Genomic DNA, 26928 nt, shown 5'->3' with positions numbered 1-26928 from the left:
AAGCCTCGCCCCTAAAATTAGGAGTGAGACTTTTTTTGTATAGGAAACTGAATTAGTATCTTTATTCCTCAATTTTGGCGGAAATCTTGTACCAGAACAATTGACCGATTTCATAGCCTGGCACTCCCACTTCTAAGTAGTACTCTTTGCCAGCCTCAAGTTTTTTACCTAAAGTATTCTGTCCTTCTTCTGTTGTTTTAATCATATGACCATCGCTATCTGTTAGAGTCAAATTTAACCATGCATTAGGATACTTATCCCCTTCAATTTTAAAATCAACCCATTTGGTCTGAAAAGCCTTAAATTTATACATATCGTAAGTATCATAGTCTCTTCCTTCAATGAGTTCCCCTATGGTTCCGTATATATCACTACCTAGCCAAACTTCGCTGGCCTTATCATACCAATTGTTAGGCTCCCTGTCAGTTCCATTACCGAAGAGTTGGTTGGATTCCTTTGCAACTGGTACAGAATCTGCTTCTGCAGCTAAAGCGACACTGGCAGTAGTACTCAACATAAGTGTAAGACCTAATGAAGCTAATAATGTTTTTTTCATGAATCAGAGCCCTCACTTTTTTTTGGTTTATATTCATTTACATAAATATACTGGTGATTTAATTTTGGGTTATTATCTATATTATTCACTAGATAATCATATACACAAAAGAAATAATAATATGTGAGTATAATAGAATTCTTGCTATGAGATGGTGATTTTCCATGATGCAGAGGTAAAAACAAACCACAAGTAGGAAGAAGGTATCAACATAAACCGTCAATTCTCCTACGGGGATATAGCTGCGTTTGTCGTAAGACAATAGGTGTTCAAAGATGAAAACATAGTCCCTGTAAAAGGATTACGTTTTTGATATGCTCCATTGGCTGTTTAGTTTATTTAATCGTAGAAAAAACTCTATAGTCGAACAATTGACCAACCTCAGGATTGGCTACCTCTACTAACAAGTAATAATCTTGTCCAGCTTCAAGATTTATACCTAAACGGTATTGACGATCTGCTGCACTTCTTTTGATGCTTCCATTGCTGTCAGCTACACTAAGCATCATCCATGAATTAGGATATATTTCCCCTTGAATGTTAAATTCATAAAATCCAGACTGAGGGGCTGTAAACTTATAATAATCTGCAAAGTCATAACCTATATTGCCTTCAGAAATGAATTTTCCGAAGTTCCCATAGATATCGATGCCACCTCCTACTGTTATTCCAGTGGCTTGATCAAACCAGTTATTAGGCTCTACGTCGGTATACCATGAAGATGAAAGCTGGATAGATTCCTTTTGTAATGCGGGTGCTGCTTCTTGAGCAGATGCAACGGCGGTGGATGTACTTAATAGAAGTGCAAGACCTAGTGTAGAAAAAACTGCCTTTTTCATTTAATCATCTCTTCCCTTCTTTTATTTTGGAATTTATACGAATATATAACCAATCCCATCCAGTATTATATATTGAATCCCAATAAATTGGAATAAAAATGTAACAATAAACAAAAATATATATTTTTTTGTCACAATTATGAGTTTTTACAAATTTATTCACTAATCTTCAATTAAGAGTTAGCCAACTTACTGTATACTATAGAATTCCATTTTAATACGCTTTCATGATAACGGGCATTTTATTTTGGGAGTAACAGCTGTTATGTTATACTCAATAATTGGAGGTGAATTGCACATGTTCGACCCGACCGTTTTTGATAATTTAAAAGTAGCTATAGAAAATGCGGTTTACGATCTGGATAATCTGGATTCTCGTATTAACATTACACAGCGGACCGATAGGTTGGAGATGTCGGTAATGTCCCGTGAATTTGGCGTACAGTTCAGCCTGAGAGAACAGCCGGGTGTGACGGCAGAGCTTCAACTAAAGATGGATTTAAACAACCTGGCTGCAGAAATATTGGAAATGGAAGATCAAACTCCGGGATGTAGCTTGTTGCTGTATTTTGATATGAAGATTCGAGAGATGGAGACACAATGCAGCCAGATTGAAAATATACTGACCGACATTTGGAAGCCCGAACTTCGACCAGTACAAACGTTAAGTCAGATTTACGGAGAGAAGACGTCTACATACCAAAACAGGATTGAACTCCGATTTTCCAGGCAAATCAACGAAGATCAGATGGAGGATATTTCAGAGTTGTTGGAACACGTGTTGCTGACGCTTATGGAATTAAACAAGGTCTAACCCCCTCTTTCTCTTAATGAAAGACAGGCTGTGTCGTTGGGGGGATGTAGAGGTAAAGGAGCTAGGGATATATGATAAATGAACACGATTTTTCTGAAATATATGCGATTATGGAATCTTCTTTTCCAGCATCAGAATGCAGGACGTTTGAGGCTCAAAAGGCTTTATTGAAGCATCCTAGCTATCGTATTATCACTGAAAAAAATGAGCAGGGGAACATAGTGGCTTTTTTGGCAGGTTGGGAATTCGCGCATTTTCGGTTTGTAGAGCATATTGCGGTAGATTCCCGTATACGAGGTGGCGGATTAGGCCAAAAGCTTATGGGTAGATTTATATCGCAGTCTGACCAACCGGTAGTGCTGGAGGTTGAGCCTCCAGTGGATGAATGGTCACGGAGAAGAATTGGTTTTTACGAACGAATGGGATTCCATCTGAACCATTTTGAATATGTACAGCCCCCTCTAAGAGAAGGACAGACGGATCTGCGGCTTCAGATTATGAGCTATCCAGGTGCGTTGGCTGAATCGGCGTTTGCTCCGTTTAAAGAGACTTTATATACCGAGGTTTATGGGCTTAAATAAGAGACTAGACAGTAGTAGATAAAAGTAAAAGGCTCTGCTTGTTCCGTATGGATACGGAAGCGGAGCCTTTGCTCTAAAAGGCTAGAGGTGCCTTCATTGTTGTTAATGTTTTGTCCATACCATCACAAATTCCTTCTCATCAGTTTCAGCATCCACAGATTCCTCTTGAATCGCAAATCCATTTTTAGTATAAAAGTTAAATGCTTTCGTGTTGGACTGGTACACTTTTAGCTGAATCTCATCATGCTGCTTCTTAACCCAATCTAATAGTAATTTGCCATAGCTTTTTCTTTGAGAATCAACCCGTATAAACAGAGCAGCCAAGTATCCGTCCATCATGGAAATGAAGCCGCCGATCGTATGGTCATCTTGTATGATAACGTAGTTCTGAGCGAGGGGAAGGTACTTGTTCTCCATCTCGGCAGCTTTAGATGTCCAATACTCCCGAGCAATAAAATGGTGGGCTTCTACGGAAGCGTCCAGCCAAATGGCTACCAGTTCTTTCAACTCTTCTACTTTCGCAGGTCTAATCGACATTGTAACGCCTCTTTTCACAATATGTAATCGTATCTGTAGTAGAGTATGATGTTGAAATAAAAAAGACCGTCCGTGGACGGTCTTTCTACCGTGGCGCTTAATTAAAGCCTTGATCCGTATCCCGCGCCTCCGTCAACTCTGTAAATTAGAGAATAACGGACCGGGTAAGGGATACGCTCAACATATGATTATTGATGTTGACGCACCTCCTTTCCTGATGCGTTCATCTTACCATATCTGGTTGGTGATATCCAGTGATTTTCTTATATTTACTAGCATTATTCATAGAAAATATAATATAAATCAGCTTGCTTTTAAGCTCTATTCAAGATATAATTTTAATTACGGCGATTAAAGTATCGCCATCAATACATAGTATGCGGTCGTGGCGGAATTGGCAGACGCGCACGGTTCAGGTCCGTGTGGGCTAACCCCCCGTGGAGGTTCGAGTCCTCTCGACCGCATTATACCTAACAATTACAGGTTCTTGGATTGGCTGAATGCCTCCAAGAGCCTGTTTTTATATGGTTAAGATGCGTGCTATTAAACAGCCATTTTATTTATGCTGGAATATATATTTAATATAATCTTTTGCACTCTGGTTAATGTCTTCATCACTTGCTTGAAACGAGGCTCCGAAGACAGCGAAATAGGGTAATGTTACGGCGCCCACATGTACTGCGCTTGCTTTAAAAGGGGCTATAACTTCATCTACCGTAAATGTAACGGAACCAGTAGATAAGTAGTTTTCTTTTTTATCGCCAATCGACATGGCGATCCCTAGCTTCTTTCCTTTTAACTTATCACCTTTTGAACCATAAGCCCATCCATGGGCAAAAACATCATCAAACCACTTTTTTAATAGAGGAGGGTAACTATACCAGTATAAAGGGAACTGAAATATGATATTGCTGTGTGCTTCAAGTAACTTTTGTTCTTTCAAAACATCAATATTCCAGTTGGGATACTCTTTATAAATTTCATGAATTGTAATTTCATTGGAATATCGAAGCAATTCTTGTTTCCATCTTTGATTTACTCTGGAATTTTCAATATTCGGGTGTGCTAAAATTACGAGAGTCTTCATTATAAATCACCTTTCTTACATCGCATCATTTGCTTTTTGTGGATACGTATTATTATTCTGTAGGCTATAAAAAAAGTAAATACACACAATAAAGTAATATAGTTACTTGAAAGTGTGCATGGTACTTAGAATGAAGATATGTGATTATAAAATGAATTCGATAAACTTAGTTATTTTAGTCTTGAAGAGGTGGTCGTATGAAACAATATAATTTAGGCATAGAAGCAACACTGGAGATCATCGGAGGTAAGTGGAAATCCTTAATCATATGCTTATTAATGTCTGGTAGAAAGAGGACCAGTGAATTACAGCGTAGTATTGCAGGCATTTCTCAAAAGGTTCTTATACAGCAACTTCGTGAACTTGAGAAGGATGGGATCATAGGCAGACATGTGTATAATCAAATGCCTCCAAAAGTGGAGTACTATATAACGGAATATGGAATTACAGCAAATGAAATTATTGATTTAATGTGTACCTGGGGAAGGACTAATATCAAAATAAGACAAGAGAAAGGAGAAGATGTGATATTGCTAGAAAATAAGTCCAAATGAATATTGGAGTTAAAGAGCGCTGTAGACTATGATGTTTACGGCGATTTTCTTTTTGGCGTAGAGTCGCAGTTCGGGGATATCTGTGTCATAGTATTTGATCGTTTACCTTCAAGACCATGTTATATGTTGAGCCGCAAGCTGATTTGTAATATAGTTATGACTGGACAACCATTCCATCAATATTAAATGAATGCCAAAGTAGGGGGACCCTTGCAATGATTATTAAACCGAAAATTCGTGGTTTCATATGTACGACTGCGCATCCTGCAGGATGTGCGGCTCACGTTAATCGTCAAATCGACTACATCAAAGACAGCACGGGATTACAAGGAGCTAAAAAGGTACTTGTGATCGGAGCATCCACAGGTTATGGACTGGCTTCCCGCATTGCTGCGAGCTTCGGTATGGGAGCTGACACCGTAGGAGTATCCTTTGAACGTCCTGCTTCAGAGGGGCGCACGGCTTCGGCAGGCTGGTACAATACAGTGGCCTTTGAAAGAGCAGCCAGAGCGGCTGGCTACATAGCGGAGAGCATTAATGGAGATGCTTTTTCCCATGAAATTAAGCAGGAGACGTTGAAGCTGGTCAAAGAAAAGCTGGGCAAGGTAGACCTGATTGTATATAGTGTCGCCTCACCGCGACGGACACATCCTGATACGGGAGAAACCTTTAATTCCGTTCTCAAGCCCATTGGACAGCCGTTTACGAATAAAACGGTGAATACGAACACAGGTGTTGTGTCGGAAATTACGCTTGAACCAGCAACGCAGGAGGAGATTGATAACACCATCACGGTCATGGGTGGCGAGGATTGGTCCCTGTGGTTAAAAGCGTTGGAAGAAGCCGACCTGCTGGCTGAAGGGGTAACCACACTGGCTTACTCGTATATTGGTCCTGAGATTACGGAGGCTATTTATCGTAAAGGAACCATTGGCCAAGCTAAAAATGATTTGGAAGCCACAGCACATACGTTAACAAAGCAACTGGAGCGTTATCGTGGGAAGGCCTACGTTTCAGTGAATAAAGCTTTGGTTACACAATCCAGTTCGGCTATACCTGTTGTGCCTCTGTATATTTCCTTACTGTTTAAGGTCATGAAAGAAAAGGGACTGCACGAGGGTTGTATTGAGCAGGCGCAACGTCTGTTCGAGGCATTATACAGTGGGTCCACTGTGGAAACAGACGATGAAGGACGCATTCGTCTGGACAACTGGGAAATGAGAGAGGATGTGCAGCAAGCTGTTAAAGCGGCTTGGTCTGAGATCACTACCGAAAACGTATCCGAACTGGGTGATCTTGAGCAATATCGTCTGGATTTCCTTCAATTGTTTGGATTCGGTTTTGATGAAATTGATTATGAATTGGACGTTGATCCAGAAGTTCACACAACTTAGGTGAAAATGTGCTAAACCAAAAACGGGTACTCTCAAGCTGCAAATGGCTTGTGAGGCCCGTTTTTTTATGTATGCAGTCAAATTAAAATGGTCTGGCTTTCAACAGAATTCATTGAGAATTGGACGTAGAAAGCGACTTTCGGTGCAGCAAGCGAAAAACGGCAATGGTAATGATAATCCCTGCAATGCCAAAAACCGTGACTGAAGTCAGTGCACGATAAGCTTGCCAGCCGAACAAAAAAGCAACCCCACTACCAAACGTTGTACCTGCCAGTAACCCGAGTGCACAGGCAATATCTGTTCCAAATTTCATAATATTGTTCCTTTCGAATGGTTGAATTGAATCGTAACTTGTACGTTTTTTCTGGACTTGTACCTACATTTGTGCGTACAATTAAATAGTAATCGTTTTCAAACGGAATCTATTATTAGTATGGATCATTCTTGTACAAATTATTCCTTTTTCAGGAGGCTGATGAAATGAATATGAATGAGCAGATTAAGCTGTGGAACGAAGAGGCGCAGGCTAGTAACACTGATCATCCTCACCGAAAGGTTGAATTGTTTATCGAGGTACGGGATGGAGCACTTGAATCCATTGCTTCTTATTTGAATCAACAGAATTATAAGCATGTTACTCTAGTAGAGGATGAGCATACTTCAGCGGCAGCAGGGAAGAAAGTAGCTGAATTAATCCGTGAAGCAGGTTTGACAGTTGATGTAGTTCGGCTGCCTCCGAATGCGGTAGGGGATGTTATTGCTGATGAAACTTATATCATGAAGGTTTTGCTGGGTGTGGCGGATCAAAGTCAGGCTGTGCTTGCTGTAGGGTCAGGTACGATTCATGATCTGGTTCGCTTTGTGTGCTATAAAATGAATCGTCCGTTCTTGTCAGTCCCAACGGCTGCATCTGTAGATGGTTTTACCTCAGCTGGGGCCCATTAATTGTGGATGGCAGCAAGCAGACGTTCCAAGCCGTTCCGCCTGAGGCGATCTTCGCTGACTTGTCCGTACTGGCAAGTGCCCCTCAAGTGATGACTGCCGCGGGTTTTGGCGATATGCTCGGTAAGTTTACCTCATTAGCGGACTGGCATGTGTCCAGAGATTTGGGAAACGAGCCGTATTCACCTGTAGCTAATCGAATTACCGAGGAGGCTTTACGTGCTTGTGTAGAGCATGTCGATGAGATCGCGGCCGGCAGTAAGGCAGGGGTCGAGGTGTTGATGAATGCGCTGATTGCATCCGGTATTTCGATGTTGATGATTGATCATTCCCGTCCTGCCTCAGGGGGAGAACATCATATTTCTCACCGAATTGAAATGGATTTTATTGCAGAGGGGCGCAAGCAAGTTTTGCATGGTGCCAAGGTGGGCGTTGCCTCCGCTTTGCTGTCTGACATGTATAGGGAATTGGCTGCCACTCAGAAAGTGGAGGCATTTGAAGTATATCGGACTTTGCCTACATCGGAACAGATGCGTGCATGGCTAGCTCAGGTGGGAGGTCCGTCTACCATTGCTGAGCTGGGGGTTACACAGGAACAACTTGCTCGTGCTTTGCGCACGGCACATACTTTGCGTGATCGCTATACCGGACTCAAGTATATGAATGAACACCAGTTGCTTCGTTCGTAATGTGTGTTACACCTACACTAGAGTCCTTTAGATACTCAGTTTAAGCATGAGGAAGGGATTTGTGAATGGGTTTACGCCTCCGGCAGCTATACAACAATAACCTGCTCTTGTTACATTTGTATGTACAAATGGACGATATGCTATAATCGGAATACGAATAGGTACATGATATGGCAATTACGGAGGACATTATGGCGCCCAAATATATACAAGTTAAACAGGAGATTTTATCATGGATTCATTCATCTAGACTGGAGCCGCAAAGCCAGCTTCCTTCTGAACATGAAATGTCTGAACAATTTGCAGTTAGTCGGCAAACGGTGCGTCAGGCGCTGGGTGAGCTGGTACAGGAAGGTTGGCTGCTTCGCATACAGGGCAAAGGAACCTTTGTCGCGGTACGGGATCATAAGCAGCCTGAAAATCCAAGGACGATTGGAGTTGTGACAACTTATATATCGGATTATATTTTTCCATCCATTGTACAGGGAATTGAATCCAAGCTAAGCCGGCAGGGCTACAAGCTGCTGCTATCAAGCACAGGCAATGACCCTGAACAAGAACGTCAGTGCTTGGAAATGCTGCTGAGTCAACCACTGAGCGGAATTATTATTGAGCCGACCAAAAGCGGGGAACGTAATCCCAATTTGAACTATTATTTAACCGTGGAGAATCGCCAAATCCCTTATTTAATGATCAATGCTCGTTATGAGGAGATGGATGCACCTTGTTTGCGTTTGGATGATGAAAAGGGTGGTTTTTTGGCGGCAGAGCATTTGATCAAGCTGGGGCACCGGCGATTGGCCGGATTTTTCAAAACCGATGATATGCAAGGAATTCTGCGGATGAAGGGATTTGTAGCCGCTCACCGTAAATATGGAGTGATGTTACATCCGAACGCAGTAACTACGTACCGGACTGAAGAAAAAAATGAGCTTCCGTTACAACGCGCATCGCAGCTGTTGGCGATGAAGACAGGGGAACGTCCGACCGGATGGGTGACCTATAATGATGAACTGGCGGTGCGGCTGCTGGATATTGTACGTTCGGCGGGCCTGAGTATTCCCCAGGATCTGTCACTGGTTGGGTTTGATGATTCATTTTTGGCGACAGCCACGGAAGTCAAACTTACAACCATTCGGCACCCCAAGGAAGAATTGGGGTTACGTGCCGCCGATACCATGCTATCGATGATTGAAGAAAAGGAATATCGTGAAGAAGAGCGTCAATGGATTATACCCCCAGAGTTAATTGTACGCGAATCCACGGGGCCGGCTTAGGAAATATTTAGTTAATTTTAAGTTGATGGTATGTTACTGGATACACGGAGCAGCCTGTTTTCTGGATTGCAGAAAAGGGGCTGTTTTTCTATACATTTTGAAAATGTGTACATAAATCTATCAAAAAGATATATAAAAAAGGTTGATTTAGTTGTACGTACAAGTGTGCGGTGAGAGTGGTGCCAGAAATGAAAGTAAGAAGAGTGACCTATGTATGTTAGAAACATTAAATAAGGACGTTTGGGAGGTCAAACTGGCAGCCATGGCTATGGGAGCTTCAAGCCAATCCCTGAGAACGTGGACATCTATAATAAGCTCTATGAGGAATACAGCCGTCTTCACGACTACTTTGGATGTGGGGGCAACCCGGTTATGAAAAGGCTGAAGGCCACCAAGGCAGAAGCTGGACGTTCAACTGAAGCGGCAAGCACTCATTCCTAAGAAGTTACAAATTATAAGCAAGAAGCATTTAAATTTTGCTATCTAAAAAGCACAGTACGCCAGAATCGGCAGACTGTGCTTTTTTGCTTTTATATTCTGTAAATCACATGATGTGAAAGCCTTATGCATGAAAGATGGTAATGCGTTCCTTTCAAAGACTTTCATGAAAGTTTCAATCGTTTCGTTTTAAAGGACATTGTTACTTTTTCAGCATGGCATCAGCAAACAAAATGGATTTTGGAATACGGAAAAACTGTTCCGCCTGATCCTGGAAGGTTTGTGAAGGAACGGTACCCTGATGCAACCATTTCCGAAATGTACCCGGGTGAACGCCAATCCAATGACTGACATCGGTCACCGAAATATCATGTACCATGCACAAACCCGCCAAAATCCGGTTTTTAACCGGAGAACGAGTTACAGTCCGTTTCATAAAACGGGACGGCGATGGTTGACAAATAAGCGGTGAACGCCGGACAACCTCTTCATTAAATAGAATATGGTGTGGATAACCAAGTGTGTTACACGTCTTTTCCAGATTAGTGTTGCCGGGAATACGGCCTTCATATACCCACGCGCTGACGCTGCGAGAGGAGATGGAAAGCTCCTCGGCAAGTTGGGACAGTTTAATGTCATTAGCCATCAAAACGGCAAGCAGAACGCGATTGCGTACTTGACAGCGTGTTGGTTTGCGAAAACGTTTGACACGCACGCCTTTTCCCAAATATTTGCGATTGATCAGAGACCACGCCTGAATGGAATGTTTGTCTTGTTGTTTAGGCATATACCCTCCGATTTTTTTTTAAACACATACTACTATACCCGAAGGGGGCTTTGCAAGTGACTCTTCTCCTGATTTTCTTTTAATCCCATGGGCTTAACCGGTTTATGGAAAATAAGGTCCATTTGGCCTATAAAAATGGAAGTTTAAGGTGTCGATATATTAAAATGTGACATTTTTTATGGAAATGGAGGTAATATGTTCTTCTCTTATGATTGTAAGGTTGTACAGAGAGAACAGTGGGTTTTTACAGCCCAACATGCAATTTTTTTGACGAGAAAAAGGGAGGTTATATAGCTAGATGATTTGTAAAAAGGTAATGGTATGGTAAATGTAATTAAGATCGGAGTTAAGGTTCTCTCTAAGGATGAAACGACTGGCGAGATAGCTTATAAAGAGGTTATGGCTACGCTCAATTACGAAGCGGATTAGATTTACAAAATTCATTTGAGCGGTCAGATGATTGAATCTACCGATAGCCATCTGTTTTGGGGGGATAGGACAAGGGATGGACGTTTATTAAAAATTTCAAGGTTGAGACTTGCTTATTCAGAGTGACGGGAATGCACTTAAGAAAGACAGTATTAAATTATTACACAAGCAGGCAACGGTTTACAACATGACAGTCGATAGTTCCAAACGCACCTCGTAAGCGACCTTAGTATTTGGTGCACAGTATAGGTACGTGTGGAATATTAATAGTGGTAATTCAACAAACATATAATAAAATTCTAAAAAAAATATACAAGAAAAAAGCGGATACAGCTTTTAAGCAATTTCAAGGAGAATCCGGACCATCCAAATCTGAATTTCGAGTATCTAGATGGTGTCCCAAATGGTAGAAAGTATGTGTCTGCCTGAGTTTATGGTTCTTACCGGGCTTATGGTAATTTGAGAACGGTATAATTGAGTGACTTGGAATGATCAACACGACTACAAGACCGACCTTAGGGAATTAAATGCTGCTTATTAAGTTTAAAGAGGAGTCTTATGGGATGGAAACATATTATTCTAGAGGCAAATTGTTTCTATGAAGATAATGAAGAGAATCATGATTCAAAATGTTGTAAGGGAAATATAGGTGTTCATTGTTTAACTTACAACCAAGATGGTCACCAAATTTGTCCCAATCTGGTTTTTGGTAAAAGTAGGACATCTGTTATTGCAATCGATAAAGATGGTAATGCTGTAGACTCTTCTACGTTCTGGACGGACGAAAAATTAAGCCCTGAAGAATGGGTGAGAAGAGAAGAAGAATGGCTAGATGAGAAGAGAAGGCTAATGAATATGAATGGTAAGTAACAGCATTTAAAAAAGTTTGGGCAAGAGAAAGACTTTGAAAATATACCATTCTCAAGGTCTTTACTTTTACCCCCACCAAATGCCCAATGAATCGGGCGGTATACTACGAAAGATCCGCATGAAGATCCTCTTATATGCCTCTACCACATGTATGAGGTTGATAATTATATCTCTTTATCACATCACTAACCTCTAATATTTGGGTCCATAACACTAACTGTGTGCAAGCATGGATTATAAGAGATACCTGTATTGGTCTTCAGAATACATTCGGTAAAGAAGCTGCTAATTAATTCTCAAATGTAATGAAAAAATGGATCTGCTGACTTTATATTTATTGAACAAGAAGGCTTTATTATTAAAAAAGATGGAAGGGTTTTTGAAAATGATGGAAGGACTATTAACACTCAATTTTCCAATACAAATGAATTACTTGCTAAGTAGCATATTAAACTGATAAGTTGGGACTCTACCCCACCAATCAAGGATAATTTTCCTGATGCCAAATAATAAGGAAAAACGCGTGTATATGATGTCATTATCAAAGCTGCAAAGGACGACTATACGAGTAACTTAAAACAAAATTATAAAGCACTTGAAATTCCTTATGGTGATTTCAGGTGCTTTTATTTGTGTTCGTATAATTTTTCCCTAATACGCCTGTACACCAGATAGTTTCGTGTTATGATCTTTTTTATTATTACTTCTTGACTGATAACAAATCTATGATCCTGACCAAATATTCCAATGCAATTTCAATATATTGACCCTAGGACAGGTAAAAATACATCGGATCACTATTATTTCGGATGAATAGGATGATGAATTTGGAAATAAATCTTAAACGGCCTTATGGTGTGATTAAGCATAATATGTCAACGGAGAATATTGCTGACTTGATAAGGTTATTCATTGAAAAGGATTCAATTGTATTATTTTCCTTTTACGAAAGGAACATGAATTTATTTGATGTGAATACACAGAATTTTATCTCAGAGAGATGTGTTTTTGTGAATTCCGAGTGGGTGTTGCCATGGAAGGAATCTATACCTCATTGGAATGAACCGAATCAGACACCGCCGAAAATAATGTGGTTTTCGGCAATGCAAAAGGAAGATATTATTAAAGCAATTGACATTGATCATTTATTTAGATGTATTGTCATTAAAAAAGGTTCAGATTTTAAACAACATTTCAATGTTTTATTTCATCAGGAATATTATTCATCTATTGATGAGGGAGACTATGAATATTATTTAGGCTTTACAAATAAGAATTTATTTCTTGACAATTATCTGGATGAAGTTACAAAGAGATTTGAAGTATCATTAATAGAATAGGCAACTGGAGAGACCTTGAGGACGACAATTCTCAAGGTATTCTTTATATCAATACCTAGTACCAAGTAAACGGGTTAAATGATACTCCTCTACGACACTCCATATTCTATTAGATATACAATACCCTCAGATACCACTGCTATTTTGCTCCAAGCACTTTACCTTCATTTTCATCCGATAGGCCCCTAATTCCATTAAAAGGATATACTACTCACTTGTATTCTTTTTAACTCAGTCGATTTATTCACAACTTTGTAACTTATTTGGTAAGATGGATTGCGAGATTGTTTTCAAATTGTTTTACTATATTTACCTACTATAGTCTGGTAATCTATTAATATGTATAGGGGGCCAAAAGACGTCCGGTTCAGTCGGTTGAGATGCGTTTATGTTCTATATGTTGAGTGAATGTCTATATTGCCATGTCTATATCGTCATGTCTGTATAACTTCATAGACAAGCTAGAGATAGCTCCCGCACATTATAAAATACAGCACAGGATGGTGTAATGATGAAGCTTTTAAAAGTAAAATGGATGGCTGTATGCTTGATGGCAATCTGTTGTTTGGGGTTGCTGGGTAGTATACATACGAATACAGTGAGTGCACAAGCGAAGGCTCCTTTACTTGGGGTCAATGATGTGTTGCTAGATTCGAATACAATTAAGCCCGTAATGGAAAATGATAAGTTGTATGTTCCTATCGTGACACTGGGGCAAAAGATGGGCATTTCTACTTCGGCCAATGGAAATACATTGGTGCTGACTGGGCATAATCGCAGCTTTACGCTGGATTTGAACAAGGGTGATGTGTTTGAACGTGGAGGACGTACGATGGTGCCAATCCGCACTTTGACCGATGCGTTTGGCTTCACTATTACGATTCCTACGAGTAATGTGTATCGAATTCAGAATGCAAACGCTAGTTTGTCTGATGCTCAGTTCTTGAATACATTTGCGGCAGAAATTAAACAGTATGCAGCTGTTAAGCCAGGCAAAACTAGCAATACAGGCAGCACGGAAAATGCCAAGCCTTCCAGCCGTACAATCTATTTGAGCTTTGATGATGGTCCAACGGCGCACACGTCGCAGCTGCTGGATATTCTGGACAAATATAATGCCAAGGCTACGTTCTTCATGTTGGGACCTGAAATTCGTCAACATAGCGCGGTGATGAAGAGAATGGTAGACGCAGGGCATGGTTTGGGCCTGCATGGGATGACACACCAGGTGAAAAAGATCTATGCATCCCCGGCAGCGGCACTGGCAGAGATGAATCAGGATAATGAGATTTTATTTAAGGCCACAGGGAAACGCACTTCTTTGATTCGTACACCTTATGGCAGCAAACCCTATTTGAAGAAAGCATACCGTGATCAACTGACGGGTGCAGGCTATCATATTTGGGACTGGAACATAGATTCGAATGATTGGCGTTATACTAAAAATCCGGAGCATTTTGTACAGACGGTCCTCAGTGATATTAAGAGATTGAAAAAGCAAGGCAGAACACCAGTCGTTCTTATGCATGATAAGCCATCTACGATCAAGGTGCTTCCACAAATCATGGCGGCCTTGCAGAAAGAAGGATATTCGTTCGAGCCGTTGAATGATAACCTGACTCCGCTTAATTTTTGGAACGATCACCGTTAATAGAATAAACTTGAAAGGAAAGCAGGCTGCCCTACTTCAATTTTTTGAGAGGGGGTAGCCTGTTTTTTTATATAAACGATAAGCAGAAACCAAGCGTCATGGATAAAGTAGATGCACAATTGTTATATTCCCTCAAAAAATAAGTAAGGCACCTTTATCGCTCCTTTATAGGGGCTTTGAAGGTGCTTTTATTGTATTTGCTCGGAAATGGTGAATTTCACAGCTTGTTTTATATGAATCTATGAATTGATATCTATGCACAGGTCATATGACTTTACGGGTGACGACGTCGCTGCATATATTACAATAACCGCCCCGAGAGGAGGAGCAGGTATGAATATTAATCCGAGTATGTTTAGTATGATTTGTGCCACCGCAGGAGCCATTATTACGTTTGCCTTTGGCGGCTGGAATCAGCTTATGGTGCTATTCACGGTTGCCATGGCTGTTGATTATGTAACTGGAGTCGCTGCTGCCGTGAAGACTGGACAAGGGTTAAGCAGTAAAGCTGGCTTTTGGGGGTTGGCGAGAAAGGCTTTAATGCTCATGGTGATTTCTTTGGCGCATCATATGGATCTTCTGATGGGTACGGAAATCATGAAGGGGGCGGCAACGTATTTTTATTTATCCAACGAATTGATCTCGGTTACGGAAAACTGTTCACGAATGGGTCTGCCGCTGCCACCGAAGCTTAAGAATTTTTTTGCCCTACTAAAGGACAAGGAGTCTGATGGTAAAAATGGTGGAAAAGATCGCTAAGATTACAAAGTTTCTTTCCGTATGTGGGGCGTTATGATAAAATTTTCAAGAGAACATTTTTAAGATAAGGAGCCTATACGCATGATTAAACATATTGTTTTGTTCAAATTGAAAGACCGCTCCCCTGAAAGCATTGAACATACGGCATCTATTTTGCGCAGCATGACTGGCAAGATCAAGGAGCTGCTGTCACTTGAAGTAGGTACGGATGTGATTCGTTCGGAACGTTCTTATGATATTTCCCTTACCGCTGTGGTAGAAACACTGGAAGACTTGCAAACGTATCAGGTACACCCTGTTCATCAGGAAATTATTGTACACATGAATGAAGTGAAGGATGTATCTATCGCAGTTGATTATGAAATCTAAAGCGGTTACTGGAGGTGCAGAACTTTGTATTATGTCAACCGGGAACAAATTGAGCTTCGACTAGGGGCTGTTCCCGACATTGTCGACGGCCTTCGCCAGACATCCGCCGCCTGGAAAGGCGATCTGTTGCAGGGGCTAGTGCAGGAGCGGTGTCTTCATCTGGCCATTGAGACGGTAACGGACGTAGGGAGCTATATCATCGACGGTTTTATTATGCGTGACGCCAGTAGCTATGAGGACATTATCGGTATCATTCATGAGGAAGGTGTATTGGATGATACCGTATTTCATTCACTATTAGAGCTGGTAGCCTTGCGCAAACCCTTAGTACAGGAGTATTTTTATTGGGACCGGACAAGCCTTCACCCACTCACACCTAAGCTGCCTGGGTTGCTGGAGCTTTTTGTATCTAGCGTGCACGATTATTTAAATAAGGAATTGGGTCCTCAGCCCGAGGGAGTGTAAAGGCAAAAGTGACGGATAAGTATATCGTACCCGAAATGCCCACTAGGCGCATGATCTTGACACTATTGAAAACCCAGGGACCTGTGGGCGTCGGAAGCTTGGCGGCTCAATTGGGCATTACCGAAATGGGGGTGCGCAGGCATCTCAAATTGATGGAGCAGGATGGTCTGATTGTGGCTACGATCCTGAGACAGGCGATGGGACGTCCGACGTTTTTGTACAGCCTGAGCGATCAGGGAAGCGAGCAGTTTCCTCGTAATTATGATCATCTGTTACTGGAACTGTTAGAGGAGCTGGATGAAGAGCAGGGAATGGAAGCTGTTCACTCGTTGTTTGATGGTAGAAAACGTAAAATGATGAAGCGCTACGCCCCTCACATCGAGAGTGAGTCTACACTAGCTTCACGTGTAGAAAAGCTTTCGGGCATCCAGAACGCTTCAGGTTATATGGCAGAGTGGCGTGAGGAAGAGGATGGAAGTTACTCTATTATGGAGTACAATTGTCCTATCTCTCAGATTGCCAATCGTTACCGTAAGGCTTGTGAGTGCGAACAGCAAATGTTTGAGGAGCTGCTTGATGCCGAGGTTGTCCGTGAGGATTGTTTGGCGGATGGAGGCCGTTGCTGCTTGTATCGTATCCGCTCCAAAAATAAGTAGAAATTTTTCTGGCTTGTTCTCTGTATCATGACAGGCTCTCCATGCTTATAATGCATTAACAGATGGGCATTCGCCCGGGCACAAGGGAGAGATGAATATGAAGGAGAACTACAAAAGCTTTATCCGTGGCGCGTTGGCAGGCAGCATTGCTGGTTCGGTTGCTGCGTTGTTATTTGCTCCTAAGTCAGGTCGCGAGCTGCGTCAGGATATTACAGACCAGGCACGTCACGTGAGTGACAAGGGGCAGGAGCTTGTAGGGAAAATATCAGACACCTCCATGGAGTATACTGACAAAATTAAGGAAACAGCCTCAGCCGTCATTCACGAAATAGGTCAATGGCGTAAAAAGAGTAATATTGTTCCAGAGGTTAGCATTTCATCCGTGCCTGATCAAGAGAATAAGGAAGAGGATGCTTTGTAACTGTCCGTATGTCGTAGGTGAAACAACTGGCTATAGCTTGAGTTTGTGGCTTCTCCCGTTGGGGTGAAGCCTTTTTGTTGATCGCTTCCTCGTTTTAGGGTAATCTTTGGGGGTACCTTTTACGCTAATACGACATAAGTTATGTAGCAACGGATAGATTTCTGAGATGAAACAACTCATATTTAAACAAAAAAAGGAAGCGGTGTGTACGTGCAGCAAGCGATTGCAATATTGGATTCCGGTGTAGGAGGTTTGACGGTTGTTAAAGAAGTCATGCGTCAGCTTCCGCGGGAAAAAATCATTTATTTTGGAGACACTGCGCGCACCCCGTACGGTCCCCGGCCATCGGAAGAGGTTAAAAAATTTACAGAGCAAATGGTTGATTTTCTGATTCAGTTTAATCCGAAAGTCATTATTATTGCTTGTAACACAGCAACGGCTGCGGCATTAGAGTATATAAGCCAAAAGGTATCCATTCCGGTGATCGGAGTTATCCACCCTGGGGCTCGTGCTGCGATCAGTGCGACCGCTACCGGGTATGTCGGGGTGATTGGAACTGTCGGTACGATTCGAAGCGGAGCATATACAGCTGCGCTCAAGCAGTTGTCTCCCTATGTAGACGTGGTGAGCCACGCTTGCCCTGCGCTTGTGCCTTTGGTGGAACAAGGGTTGTTCCGCTCCAAAACGACATCGCAGGTTGTGGAGGAATCATTGAGACCTATTCAAACGTATCCGATTGATTGTCTGATTCTTGGTTGTACGCATTATCCTTTTTTGAAGGAAACGATTCAGGAAGTCATGGGTCCTGCGGTGAAGCTCATTAGCTCGGCAGATGAAACAGCGCGCGAGACAAGTACCATTTTGTATAACAAGGGCAAATTGGAGGCCGGGGACGAAACGCCAGTGCATCAGCTTTTTTGTTCCGGCGATCCAGAGTTGTTCCAGCGCATTGCCGCACAGTGGCTTGGGGAGCAGATTCGGCAAACGCCTGTTGTCTGGCAAGTCACTCATCTGGATTAACGAGACAACCAACTTTTTTTGTCATTGGACAAAAGAAGTTGGTTGTTTTGCTTTTCGCTACATCAAGACACGCAGCGTCTGCATAACATGCAGTAAGGCAGATGGAAGGGGCGTAGTAAGATGAGGGAATATATCGTTCAAAAAGGAGATACATTGCACCGGGTCGCCTCGGCTTTTAAACTATCGGCGGATACTTTGATCGCAGATAATCCGTGGGCCGCCACGCAACCCTATCTGATTTGTGGTCAATTGCTATATATTCGTCCGTCTACGGATCGTAAATACGTTATTCAGCCTGGGGAGAATGCAAGACAGATTGCCAAACAGTTCGGTGTAGAGCTTGATGAGCTGCGGCTCGCTAATTCGGGACTTGCGGAGCATAATTTCGTGGAAGGAAAGATAATTATCATTCCTGAAGACCATCGGGATCAGATTGTACGGTTACGTGGAGAGTATAGCTATGAAGATTTAATGGAAGACCTGAAGGCATTGGTCCACAGATTTCCGTTTATTGAAGTTGGCAGCATTGGCACCAGTGTCATGGGGAAGGATATCCCTTATATACGGATTGGGCAGGGAACGAGGAAAATTCATGCCAACGCTTCTGTACATGCTAACGAATGGTTGACGACACCTTGTTTGCTGCGTTTTATAGAACAATATGCACGAGGGATTGATGGGGCTGAAGGACGGGATGCTGAGCAACTTCACGATGAATGGGGGAAACCGACAGGAAATCCATGGGTGTATGGAGGCTCTCCGCAGGATTTAATGGAGCATACATCCTTGTGGGTGGTACCAATGGTCAATCCAGATGGAGTGGAGCTGGTGCAACAGGGTGTACTCCCAACTCATCCGCTGTATCATGAACTCAGAAAATGGAATGAAGGACGTGCTGATTTTCGTGGCTGGAAGGCCAATATTCGCGGTGTTGACCTCAACGATCAGTTTCCGGCGTATTGGGAGGAGGAGGTGCGCAGACGCGGTAAAACAGGTCCGTCTCGACGAGACTATGCAGGACCTGCACCTTTGTCTGAGCCAGAGTCCAAGGCCCTTGCCAATCTAACGGAGCGCGAACAGTTCGACATGGTATTATCCATACACAGCCAGGGACAGGAAATCTATTGGAATTATCGGGATCTAGAGCCTAAGGAGAGCCGAGATTGGGCATTGCAGCTGGCTGCCGCAACAGGGTATCGGGCGGTAAAGCTGGGGGGAAGCGATGCAGGGTATAAGGATTGGTTTATACAACGGTTTGGTAAACCGGGATTTACCGTTGAAGTTGGTCTGGGCGTAAATCCGCTGCCTATGCGTGATTATGAGGATATTGCAGCAGAAGTTGGCATGTTAATGGCGACGGTGCTGTCATGGTAACAGATCGGACCTGCTGAAACGTATTGCATCATTTGCGCGTATTAGGAGGAGCACGTTTTTTACACGTGTTCCTCTTTACTTGTCCCTTCCATAGGGTATATATACTTAGGAGCATTGGAAATGGAGTGAACAACCTATGAAGTGGAAAAAACTACTATCTCTCCGTCAGTGGTCACATGTATTTCGTCGTATTCCCCGATTGATTACCTCTTCGAGGATTCCTTTGGGTGAAAAATTACTTTTTGCGGTGCCTGTATTGCTCTATTGGATACTGCCTGATGTCATGCCTTTTATGCCCATCGATGACATTGGTGTGACGTTATTGCTTATGAATTGGTTCGTCACCCGTGCTGAACGAAAATATCCTGATGTGATTGAAAAACAGCACGTACGTGTTCGATAGATGTAAACTTATGATTTTCGTGATTGCGATTTTTTGCGATTTTCTTTACAATAGGAATATTGCCTTGTGCTATGCTGCACAACTTCTTTTCATCAAGGAGAGGGGCTAATTTTTGGAATTGTTGATTTTATCCGCTAGGTTGTGTGGTGTGGATATATTTCCATCGAACCACATTTCATTTAATGAATATGAAGGAGATGAAGTTTAATGAACTGCAAAATTACTCGTAATGCAGCTAAAGTATTGAAGCTTGAATTGGATAAGGAAGAGAACCAAGGGAAGAGCCTACGCGTTGTTATTACTCATGCTCATGGAGATCATGCTCATTACGGGCTAGATTTGGACACGCCTAAGGAAACAGATACTGTTGTATCTACAGATAAAGGTATTGATGTAATTTTGGAAAGCGGTCAGCCGTTGCTGGATGGTGTGAAAATTGATTACTTGTACTTCCCCGAAGAAGGATTTGTTATTACTAACCCTTCCCAAGGTAATCACGGCGACCACTAAGCCGGAGCTCGGAGGGATGACAGATGGCCAATGATATTCGTGTATGTGATGAGTGCAATCATATCCGCTTAAAAACGATCTTGCCTAAGTTGAAAAAGATGGCACCCGATGCGGAGATCAAAATCGGTTGCAAGTCGTATTGCGGTCCTTGTGGAAAACGGGCGTTTGTGTATGTGAACGGACGTTATGTGAGTGCGGCCACAGAGGATGAAGTATTAGAGAAGGCTGCACGCTTTATAAAATAGTTCGAGTGCGCATCGTTGGCACCTTTTGAATAGTTCCCCTCCTTCTGATCCATGCTAATGAATGTAGACCATGCCCAGAAGGAGGAGTGACTCATGGCCCAATATGATTCCAATCTCGACAATCACAGTGTCGAAGCTCAAACACAAAACTCGGTGGACAAGCTCCATAATGCCGTGTCTCAGGCATTGTCACATCCGGCTGAACAGCTGATTGAGCAAGCGGAGCAATCTCGCACTCATGCGGAGCAAGCTATACAGCAGGCAAAGGATAGCCTTGGTGACGATGCAGTAGAAGTTGCTGAGGAAATGCTTGGTGAAGAGGTACAACGTCTTGATCAGGCTAAAAAAACGTTGCGTTCCTGAGTATTTGTTAATGGTAACAAGCGCAGTCCAATGACTGTCAATACAAAAATCCCGATCCACAGCCCTAACAAGCTGATGGATCGGGATTTTTGTTATTTCTTGGCTTCAGTCTCCCATTCGCGAATAAGATCATATGTGATGACCTGATCGGATATGTTCAATCGATTGAGAGCCTCAGTATAGCCCGGCCCGCAGGCATTCACATCTGTAGGTTGACCTGTACTCAGATTGTAACAGGTTCCCTTGGAGAATGTACCATCCTCAGATGGAATGTAATACACTCGTCCATCCGTGAAAGCACCAGTACGCAGCACAACCATACGAGGCTTTCCGCTAAACAAATCATTACCCATAAAATGATATGGTTTTGTAGAAATCCCAAGTAGATGCATTACAGAAGGCGTTAGATCTAGCTGTCCTGCCGGTTCTGGATACGTGCCCGCCTGACTTCCGTCAGGAAGATGCACAAGTAATGGCACCTGATTCATGATTTTCTGCATGTCCAGATCTGTAAGTGGCTTGCCTAAAAACTTTTCATATAGTGCTTTGTCTTTAATGGAATTGTCGTGATCCCCGTAGAACATCAGGATCGTATTATCCCACAATCCGTCTTTCTTCATCTGATCTACCAATTCACCCAAAGCCTCATCCACATAATGGACGGATTTCAGATAGTCTCCGAACATCGTACCTTCAAATTCACCAACATCCAAATCTACAGCGTCAGGTGACAGGTTGTACGGATGATGGCTGGAAATACCGACCATATAGGCGTAGAACGGCTGCTTCACTTCGGTTGTGAGATCGTTGAGCGTTTGTCTAAAAAAGGATTTGTCTCCCAGGGACCAGCCGAGGGGCTCATCTATTTTAAAATCCTTTTTACTGTAGAACTTGTCATAGTTCATCGCCTTATACATTGTGTAACGGTTCCAGAAGCTGCTGTCGTACACGTGAAACGCATTAGGACTATAACCTGTATCCTTCAAGATGGAAGGCAACGTATCGAATTTATGGTCCGCATAACGGATAAATACAGAACCCGTAGGGAGCGGATGCAGCGAAGCGTGGGTAGAGAAGTCTGCGTCCGATGTACGACCCTGTGCAGTTTGATGGAAATAATTATTGAAATACATACTTTCTTTCGTCAGTTTGTCAAAGTTAGGCGTAATTGCTTGACCGTTGATCTGTTTGCCGATAAAAAAGTTCATGAACGCTTCAGCTTGGATGACCATCACATTTTTGCCCTTATACTTGCCGTAGAGGTCATTTTTTACCTGAAGTAATTTCTGGTGTTGATTGAACCATTCTTTATCTTTATCGGATTCCACCTGAGCCAATGTAGGCTGTGGCCCAAGATGGTCCTGACCGTAGCGGTAGATATCATATCCATGAAATCCGATCAATCCGGTTACGTTGTACAAGGCCATTGACCACCAGTTGCCGACAAATATGCCGGTTGCCCAAGTAGAGGTATATATTTTGATCGGTCCAAATGTCAAAACATAGCCAATCAGGAAAGCCAATGCCCCCTTGGAGAAGCGAAACAGAAATTTTTTTGTGAAAGAGCTTCGTGATGCTTCCAAGTAATGATCATTCGTTGTAAACCGACGCCGTAACGAAGCCACGAATATGACATACGGAATGAATAAAATCCAGTCTGCAAAAAAGAAAATATCCCACCAGTACATAAGGGATGCGATGCTTCCACCCAGAGAATCAACTTGTCCAGCTTGAAGCAAAACGGGAATCGTAATGAAATCCTGGAAATACCGATAATAAACCATGTCGGAATAAATGAGCGCGGTGAGCAATATATCGAGCACCACAAGAGCAATCAAACGTCCGCGACGTGGCAGCCACAAGGTCCAGAAGCTTACAAGCAACAGCGACCCAATAGCAATGACATAATCCAGCGGATTCATGTCGATATTTTGGGCATGCAGGTTATAGTGAATCAGTACAAGCTTGCCAATCATAAGTACAAAAAACAGAACTAAACCGAAATATTGAGACAGCAGCAGTCTGCTGAACATGTTACCAGTGCGTCTTGCACTGGTCGTGCGAATAACCAACACTTTACCCCCTCCGGCAGAAATGTTCGGCTAGTATAAACTACACATTAACGTAATGTTAAAACCGAAATGCCTTTAATTATTATAGCGCTCATCCTGCGCATTTCAATGATTAAGTAAAGAAACACGGCACAAATGAGGCCAGGACAACGAACAAAGGGTTCGTTTCCTGGCCTATATCTCGAACATTTAGGACTGCAACGGCGAAGTATCTTTGCGGCGCGGAGGCAGAGGGCCCAGATACTGATAGTATTGGCATTCAATTCGGCCGTTAAACAGCTTACGGCGCTTGTCGGCTTTGCGGCCCCAATAATGCTCAAATTGCTTGGTGGAGCTGATGGCAAAGAAGGACCAAGTCTTCATTTCGGCTGCCGTGCGTGCGAGTGTACGAATCAGCTTTTCCACCTCGGCTTGCTCGCTCAGTCTTTCGCCGTAAGGTGGATTTGTAATCATTACACCATACTGGCCCTCAAGCCTAACCTTGCTGGCAGGCAGCACCTTTAGTGGGATGTCTTTAGCAAAGCCTGCTGCTTTTACAGCTGCTTCAGCAACTTGTATAGCGCTAGGATCGATATCGCTACCTGCAATCTCAAAAGGAATGTCATCACGAGTCAGATCCATCGCCTCGTCGCGAGCCTGATTCCATAATTCTCTACCAATAACAGGCCAGTCTTCCGAGTTAAAGGTACGTCTCAGGCCTGGAGCAATGTTCCAGGCTTGCATAGCAGCTTCGACCAATAAAGTACCGGAACCGCAGCATGGGTCATAGAAGGGGCGATCCGGGCTCCAGCGACTAAGCTGAATAAGAGCGGAAGCCATTGTTTCCTTGAGAGGCGCCTCTGTAACAAGCTTGCGGTAGCCTCGTTTGTGCAGTCCTGGACCAGTTGTGTCCAGCGTTATCAGTGCACGGTCATTCAATAGAATAACCTCAATGACGTAACGAGGACCATCTTCAGCAAACCAGTCTGTATGGTAGGTTTCCTTGAGTTTCTCTACGATCGCCTTCTTGACGATTCCTTGACTGGCTGGTACGCTACTAAGCTGTGATTTGTGTGAACGTCCCTCTACGGGAAATTCACCATCTACAGGAATCCAATCCTGCCAAGGCAATGCCTTAGTACCCTCGAACAGCTCGTCGAAGGTAGTTGCAGCAAATTCGCCCATTTTAATAAGAACGCGGTCAGATGTGCGAAGCCACAGGTTGCATCGGCATATATCCTTATAATCTCCGGAAAAAACGACGCGGCCATTCTCGACGGTCAGATCCATGTACCCCAGTTCTCTGAGTTCTCGGGCCACAACGGCTTCCAGTCCCATCGGCGCAGTTGCAATTAGTTGCAGTTGAGTCATTAAACGTATTCACTCCGTCTCATAATCATGTAAGCTTGGTTCAATCCCTATAGTATAGGTCATTGTACTCGAAGAGACAAATCGTTAAGGCAAATAATTTACGAAGGACACCGCGTCCAACCTGCGTTATGATAAAGCAAGAAGGAGAGATGAAACGTGGAAATCACACCTAATATGACACCTGAACAATATGTAGACCAGCTGGTACAGGAAGATGAAGCGCTGCGCAACATTAGGGAGGCTATTGTTAAGGAAGGGATGCCGGAGGTATCGGTTGCTCATCCTTATGGAAAGCTGTTGACCTTTCTCATTGAAGTCTCAGGCGCACAGCAGGTACTGGAGATCGGAGCATTAGGAGGATACAGTGGATTATGCCTAGCCCGTGGGCTGGGAGAGAAAGGTCGCATCGTGTCTCTGGAGCTAAAAGAGGCGTATGCAGCGCTGGCTCATCAACATCTGAAAAACAATGGCTACGGTGATCGTGTCGAGTATCGTATTGGACCCGCAGTGGACAGCCTGAAGAAGCTTCAGGAAGAAGGAAAGACTTTTGATTTTTTCTTCATTGATGCGGATAAGGAAAATTACCCAGTGTATCTAGAGTATGCGATTGCACTGGCCAATCCAGGCGCTATAATTGCCGGAGATAACTGTTTTCTTCGGGGACGGACACTGAACACAGACAAGAACGGACCTGCCGTGCAGGCCGTGAGACGTTTTAACGAAACGATAGCGACGGACCCACGGCTAGTCAGTACGCTTTTGCCAGCTTATGATGGATTGGCATTGGCACGAGTGAAGTAACGGGAGTCCCTAAGTGAAGCTATACCAAAAGAACCTCCTTATCCACAGTAACGTGGAGCGGAGGTTCTTGTCTGTTAAGGCAGGCTGTCCTACCTGAAGGTTGTCTTACCTGAAATGAGGCGTAGCCTTACGATCAAAAAGCTTCATACGTACCCAGATGATATTGACGATCAGCAGCACACCAGACATAATGAACAGTCCTTCGATGCCGATAAATCCGGAAAGCACTCCGCCAATGACCGCACCCAGCATATTCCCGAGCGCCAGCGAACTGGTATTGAATCCGAAAGAGCGGCTTTCCATTCCTTCAGGTGTATAGGTGCGAATCAGCGCATTTACGCTTGGTAGCAGACCGCCCATAAACACACCCATGAAAAAACGGATAATGACAAGCTGCCATACTTCATTGACAAAAGCTTGCGGAATGAGCATAACTGCCGTTCCAAGCAGTGCGATTGTCAAGATCTTGTGTGCTCCTATTTTGTCACTTAATCGTCCAAGGAGCGGTGCGGCTACCATATTGGATACGCCTGTAATAGCGGTAACGAATCCGGCAACTAGTGCAATTCCTTCTGCCGAGCCATATAGCTTTTGCACATACAAAGGTAGCAGAGAAACGGTACTGATCATAGCAAACTGGAGTAAGAACGTTACGGTGAACAAAGCCGGAAGCTGGGGCGTATGGCTTAGCTCCTTTAATCCGGCAAGAACCGAAATTTGTGGAATTCGTGCGGCTTCCGCTTTGCTGAAATTTTCTTTAACCAAAAACATTGCCATTAGAGAGGCTAGGAAAATAAGAGCTCCTGTAATGTAAAAGATCGGTCTGAATCCCACCCAGTCAGCCAAAAATCCACCTAGCAAAGGGCCGAGAATCGTGCCAGCCATTTGACCGGATTGCATAATTCCCATAGCAAATCCGGTTCGCTCTTTGGGAGTGGTACCCGACACTAGGGAAATAGAAGCCGGGTTGAAACCCGAAATTGTACCGTTTAGCAGGCGAAGCGCCAGCAGTTGCCATGGGTGGGTGACCAAACCCATACACCCGATGACCAAAGCCATACCAAAGCCTGAGCGAAGCAGCATGACTTTACGTCCATATCGGTCGGCCAGCTTGCCCCATAATGGCTGAAATATAAACGAGGTCAAAAAGTTAGCTGCAAAAATAACTCCTGCCCACAGTCCTATATCGTGCTCGCCCTTCACATGGAGGTCTTGAGCCAAATACAGGGCAAGGAACGGAGTAATCATTGTAATTCCCGCATTGACCAGAAACTGACCGAACCAAAGCACAATGAGATTGATTTTCCACGTCTCCCACGTTTTCAATGTGCTTTC

General features: G+C 43.2%; 29 protein-coding genes, 1 tRNA gene and 2 pseudogenes. 23 read left to right on the top strand and 9 right to left on the bottom strand.

Annotation, left to right across the window (positions count from 1 at the left end):
• Positions 1 to 61: 61 nt before the first annotated feature.
• Together C400_RS0102445 and C400_RS0102440 are read right to left on the bottom strand one after the other, a co-directional pair.
• Entirely contained in the window at positions 62 to 556 is a 495-nt protein-coding gene (locus C400_RS0102445) for a hypothetical protein (RefSeq protein WP_017425879.1), read from the bottom strand.
• A 335-nt stretch (positions 557 to 891) separates the two neighbouring features.
• On the bottom strand, positions 892 to 1395 hold the full coding sequence (locus tag C400_RS0102440; protein ID WP_017425878.1) for a hypothetical protein: 504 nt from the start codon (positions 1393 to 1395) through the stop codon (positions 892 to 894).
• A gap of 298 nt (positions 1396 to 1693) precedes the next feature.
• On the opposite strand from C400_RS0102440, the gene C400_RS0102435 reads away from it, so the two are divergent.
• Both C400_RS0102435 and C400_RS0102430 read left to right on the top strand, forming a co-directional pair.
• Entirely contained in the window at positions 1694 to 2209 is a 516-nt protein-coding gene (locus C400_RS0102435) for a hypothetical protein (RefSeq protein WP_017425877.1), read from the top strand.
• A gap of 71 nt (positions 2210 to 2280) precedes the next feature.
• Complete coding sequence (locus C400_RS0102430; protein WP_017425876.1) at positions 2281 to 2790, top strand: GNAT family N-acetyltransferase; 510 nt, start codon at positions 2281 to 2283, stop codon at positions 2788 to 2790.
• A 102-nt stretch (positions 2791 to 2892) separates the two neighbouring features.
• Here the strand turns inward: C400_RS0102430 and C400_RS0102425 are convergent, their stop codons facing one another.
• Positions 2893 to 3327 carry an N-acetyltransferase gene (locus C400_RS0102425; RefSeq protein ID WP_017425875.1) on the bottom strand — a complete coding sequence of 145 codons (435 nt, stop codon included), beginning with the start codon at positions 3325 to 3327 and terminating at the stop codon, positions 2893 to 2895.
• A gap of 379 nt (positions 3328 to 3706) precedes the next feature.
• Here C400_RS0102425 and C400_RS0102420 point away from each other — a divergent pair.
• Positions 3707 to 3791: transfer RNA gene (locus C400_RS0102420), tRNA-Leu, on the top strand.
• A 92-nt stretch (positions 3792 to 3883) separates the two neighbouring features.
• Here the strand turns inward: C400_RS0102420 and C400_RS0102415 are convergent.
• Positions 3884 to 4414, bottom strand: coding sequence for an NAD(P)H-dependent oxidoreductase (locus C400_RS0102415; RefSeq protein WP_017425874.1), 531 nt, complete (start codon positions 4412 to 4414; stop codon positions 3884 to 3886).
• Between the two features lie 197 nt (positions 4415 to 4611).
• Here C400_RS0102415 and C400_RS0102410 point away from each other — a divergent pair, with 197 nt between their 5' ends.
• Together C400_RS0102410 and fabV are read left to right on the top strand one after the other, a co-directional pair.
• The gene (locus C400_RS0102410) at positions 4612 to 4968 is read left to right on the top strand and encodes a winged helix-turn-helix transcriptional regulator (RefSeq protein ID WP_017425873.1); all 357 of its coding nucleotides are present in this window, start codon (positions 4612 to 4614) and stop codon (positions 4966 to 4968) included.
• A gap of 215 nt (positions 4969 to 5183) precedes the next feature.
• Positions 5184 to 6362 (top strand): enoyl-ACP reductase FabV, encoded by a 1179-nt coding sequence (gene fabV, locus C400_RS0102405; protein ID WP_017425872.1) that lies wholly within the window; start codon positions 5184 to 5186, stop codon positions 6360 to 6362.
• A 109-nt stretch (positions 6363 to 6471) separates the two neighbouring features.
• On the opposite strand, the gene C400_RS0102400 is transcribed toward fabV, so the two are convergent.
• Positions 6472 to 6675: a hypothetical protein gene (locus tag C400_RS0102400; RefSeq protein WP_016819686.1), complete on the bottom strand. Its 204-nt coding sequence runs from the start codon at positions 6673 to 6675 to the stop codon at positions 6472 to 6474.
• A gap of 167 nt (positions 6676 to 6842) precedes the next feature.
• On the opposite strand from C400_RS0102400, the pseudogene C400_RS0102395 reads away from it, so the two are divergent.
• The 3 genes and pseudogenes from C400_RS0102395 to C400_RS26535 form a co-directional block, all read left to right on the top strand.
• A pseudogene (locus C400_RS0102395) lies at positions 6843 to 7993 on the top strand (sn-glycerol-1-phosphate dehydrogenase).
• A 191-nt stretch (positions 7994 to 8184) separates the two neighbouring features.
• Positions 8185 to 9270 carry a GntR family transcriptional regulator gene (locus C400_RS0102390; protein WP_017425871.1) on the top strand — a complete coding sequence of 362 codons (1086 nt, stop codon included), beginning with the start codon at positions 8185 to 8187 and terminating at the stop codon, positions 9268 to 9270.
• 273 nt (positions 9271 to 9543) lie between these two features.
• Positions 9544 to 9711 (top strand): annotated as a pseudogene (locus tag C400_RS26535) (FGGY-family carbohydrate kinase); the annotation flags it as partial.
• 199 nt (positions 9712 to 9910) lie between these two features.
• Here C400_RS26535 and C400_RS0102380 read toward each other — a convergent pair.
• On the bottom strand, positions 9911 to 10495 hold the full coding sequence (locus C400_RS0102380) for a helix-turn-helix domain-containing protein (RefSeq protein ID WP_013370447.1): 585 nt from the start codon (positions 10493 to 10495) through the stop codon (positions 9911 to 9913).
• Between the two features lie 987 nt (positions 10496 to 11482).
• On the opposite strand from C400_RS0102380, the gene C400_RS0102370 reads away from it, so the two are divergent.
• The 14 genes from C400_RS0102370 (at position 11483) to C400_RS0102305 (ending at position 21370) form a co-directional block, all read left to right on the top strand.
• Positions 11483 to 11794, top strand: coding sequence for a hypothetical protein (locus tag C400_RS0102370; protein ID WP_017425868.1), 312 nt, complete (start codon positions 11483 to 11485; stop codon positions 11792 to 11794).
• Between the two features lie 818 nt (positions 11795 to 12612).
• Entirely contained in the window at positions 12613 to 13134 is a 522-nt protein-coding gene (locus tag C400_RS0102365; protein ID WP_231124965.1) for a hypothetical protein, read from the top strand.
• A gap of 511 nt (positions 13135 to 13645) precedes the next feature.
• A complete protein-coding gene (locus tag C400_RS0102360; protein WP_017425866.1) occupies positions 13646 to 14785 on the top strand; it encodes a polysaccharide deacetylase in 1140 nt (379 codons plus the stop codon).
• Positions 14786 to 15118: 333 nt separating this feature from the next.
• Positions 15119 to 15544 carry a phage holin family protein gene (locus C400_RS0102355; RefSeq protein WP_017425865.1) on the top strand — a complete coding sequence of 142 codons (426 nt, stop codon included), beginning with the start codon at positions 15119 to 15121 and terminating at the stop codon, positions 15542 to 15544.
• Between the two features lie 81 nt (positions 15545 to 15625).
• Positions 15626 to 15913, top strand: a complete 288-nt coding sequence (locus C400_RS0102350) for a Dabb family protein (protein WP_017425864.1) — start codon at positions 15626 to 15628, stop codon at positions 15911 to 15913.
• 24 nt (positions 15914 to 15937) lie between these two features.
• Entirely contained in the window at positions 15938 to 16378 is a 441-nt protein-coding gene (locus C400_RS0102345; protein ID WP_016819696.1) for a DUF86 domain-containing protein, read from the top strand.
• Positions 16379 to 16386: 8 nt separating this feature from the next.
• Positions 16387 to 17034 (top strand): helix-turn-helix transcriptional regulator, encoded by a 648-nt coding sequence (locus C400_RS0102340; protein ID WP_016819697.1) that lies wholly within the window; start codon positions 16387 to 16389, stop codon positions 17032 to 17034.
• 97 nt (positions 17035 to 17131) lie between these two features.
• Positions 17132 to 17455, top strand: a complete 324-nt coding sequence (locus C400_RS0102335; protein ID WP_017425863.1) for a YtxH domain-containing protein — start codon at positions 17132 to 17134, stop codon at positions 17453 to 17455.
• Positions 17456 to 17665: 210 nt separating this feature from the next.
• Positions 17666 to 18475, top strand: coding sequence for a glutamate racemase (racE, locus tag C400_RS0102330; protein WP_016819699.1), 810 nt, complete (start codon positions 17666 to 17668; stop codon positions 18473 to 18475).
• Between the two features lie 120 nt (positions 18476 to 18595).
• Positions 18596 to 19849, top strand: coding sequence for a M14 family metallopeptidase (locus C400_RS0102325; protein ID WP_017425862.1), 1254 nt, complete (start codon positions 18596 to 18598; stop codon positions 19847 to 19849).
• 136 nt (positions 19850 to 19985) lie between these two features.
• Positions 19986 to 20252: a hypothetical protein gene (locus C400_RS0102320; protein WP_017425861.1), complete on the top strand. Its 267-nt coding sequence runs from the start codon at positions 19986 to 19988 to the stop codon at positions 20250 to 20252.
• A gap of 207 nt (positions 20253 to 20459) precedes the next feature.
• Complete coding sequence (locus tag C400_RS0102315) at positions 20460 to 20762, top strand: heme biosynthesis protein HemY (protein ID WP_013370462.1); 303 nt, start codon at positions 20460 to 20462, stop codon at positions 20760 to 20762.
• A gap of 23 nt (positions 20763 to 20785) precedes the next feature.
• A complete protein-coding gene (locus C400_RS0102310; protein ID WP_013370463.1) occupies positions 20786 to 21007 on the top strand; it encodes a DUF1450 domain-containing protein in 222 nt (73 codons plus the stop codon).
• A gap of 93 nt (positions 21008 to 21100) precedes the next feature.
• On the top strand, positions 21101 to 21370 hold the full coding sequence (locus tag C400_RS0102305) for a hypothetical protein (protein WP_017425860.1): 270 nt from the start codon (positions 21101 to 21103) through the stop codon (positions 21368 to 21370).
• 92 nt (positions 21371 to 21462) lie between these two features.
• Here C400_RS0102305 and C400_RS0102300 read toward each other — a convergent pair whose 3' ends face one another.
• Positions 21463 to 23445: an LTA synthase family protein gene (locus C400_RS0102300; protein WP_026065346.1), complete on the bottom strand. Its 1983-nt coding sequence runs from the start codon at positions 23443 to 23445 to the stop codon at positions 21463 to 21465.
• A 186-nt stretch (positions 23446 to 23631) separates the two neighbouring features.
• Positions 23632 to 24792 carry a THUMP domain-containing class I SAM-dependent RNA methyltransferase gene (locus tag C400_RS0102295; RefSeq protein ID WP_017425858.1) on the bottom strand — a complete coding sequence of 387 codons (1161 nt, stop codon included), beginning with the start codon at positions 24790 to 24792 and terminating at the stop codon, positions 23632 to 23634.
• 156 nt (positions 24793 to 24948) lie between these two features.
• On the opposite strand from C400_RS0102295, the gene C400_RS0102290 reads away from it, so the two are divergent.
• Positions 24949 to 25593: an O-methyltransferase gene (locus C400_RS0102290; RefSeq protein ID WP_017425857.1), complete on the top strand. Its 645-nt coding sequence runs from the start codon at positions 24949 to 24951 to the stop codon at positions 25591 to 25593.
• A 105-nt stretch (positions 25594 to 25698) separates the two neighbouring features.
• Here C400_RS0102290 and C400_RS0102285 read toward each other — a convergent pair whose 3' ends face one another.
• On the bottom strand, positions 25699 to 26919 hold the full coding sequence (locus C400_RS0102285; protein ID WP_016819707.1) for an MFS transporter: 1221 nt from the start codon (positions 26917 to 26919) through the stop codon (positions 25699 to 25701).
• Positions 26920 to 26928 lie beyond the last annotated feature (9 nt).

It is taken from the genome of Paenibacillus sp. ICGEB2008, assembly GCF_000307675.1.
Taxonomy (GTDB): Bacteria; Bacillota; Bacilli; order Paenibacillales; family Paenibacillaceae; genus Paenibacillus; species Paenibacillus polymyxa.
The sequence above is the reverse complement of the archived record's forward strand: the minus strand, read 5'-3'. Positions and strand labels throughout refer to the sequence as shown.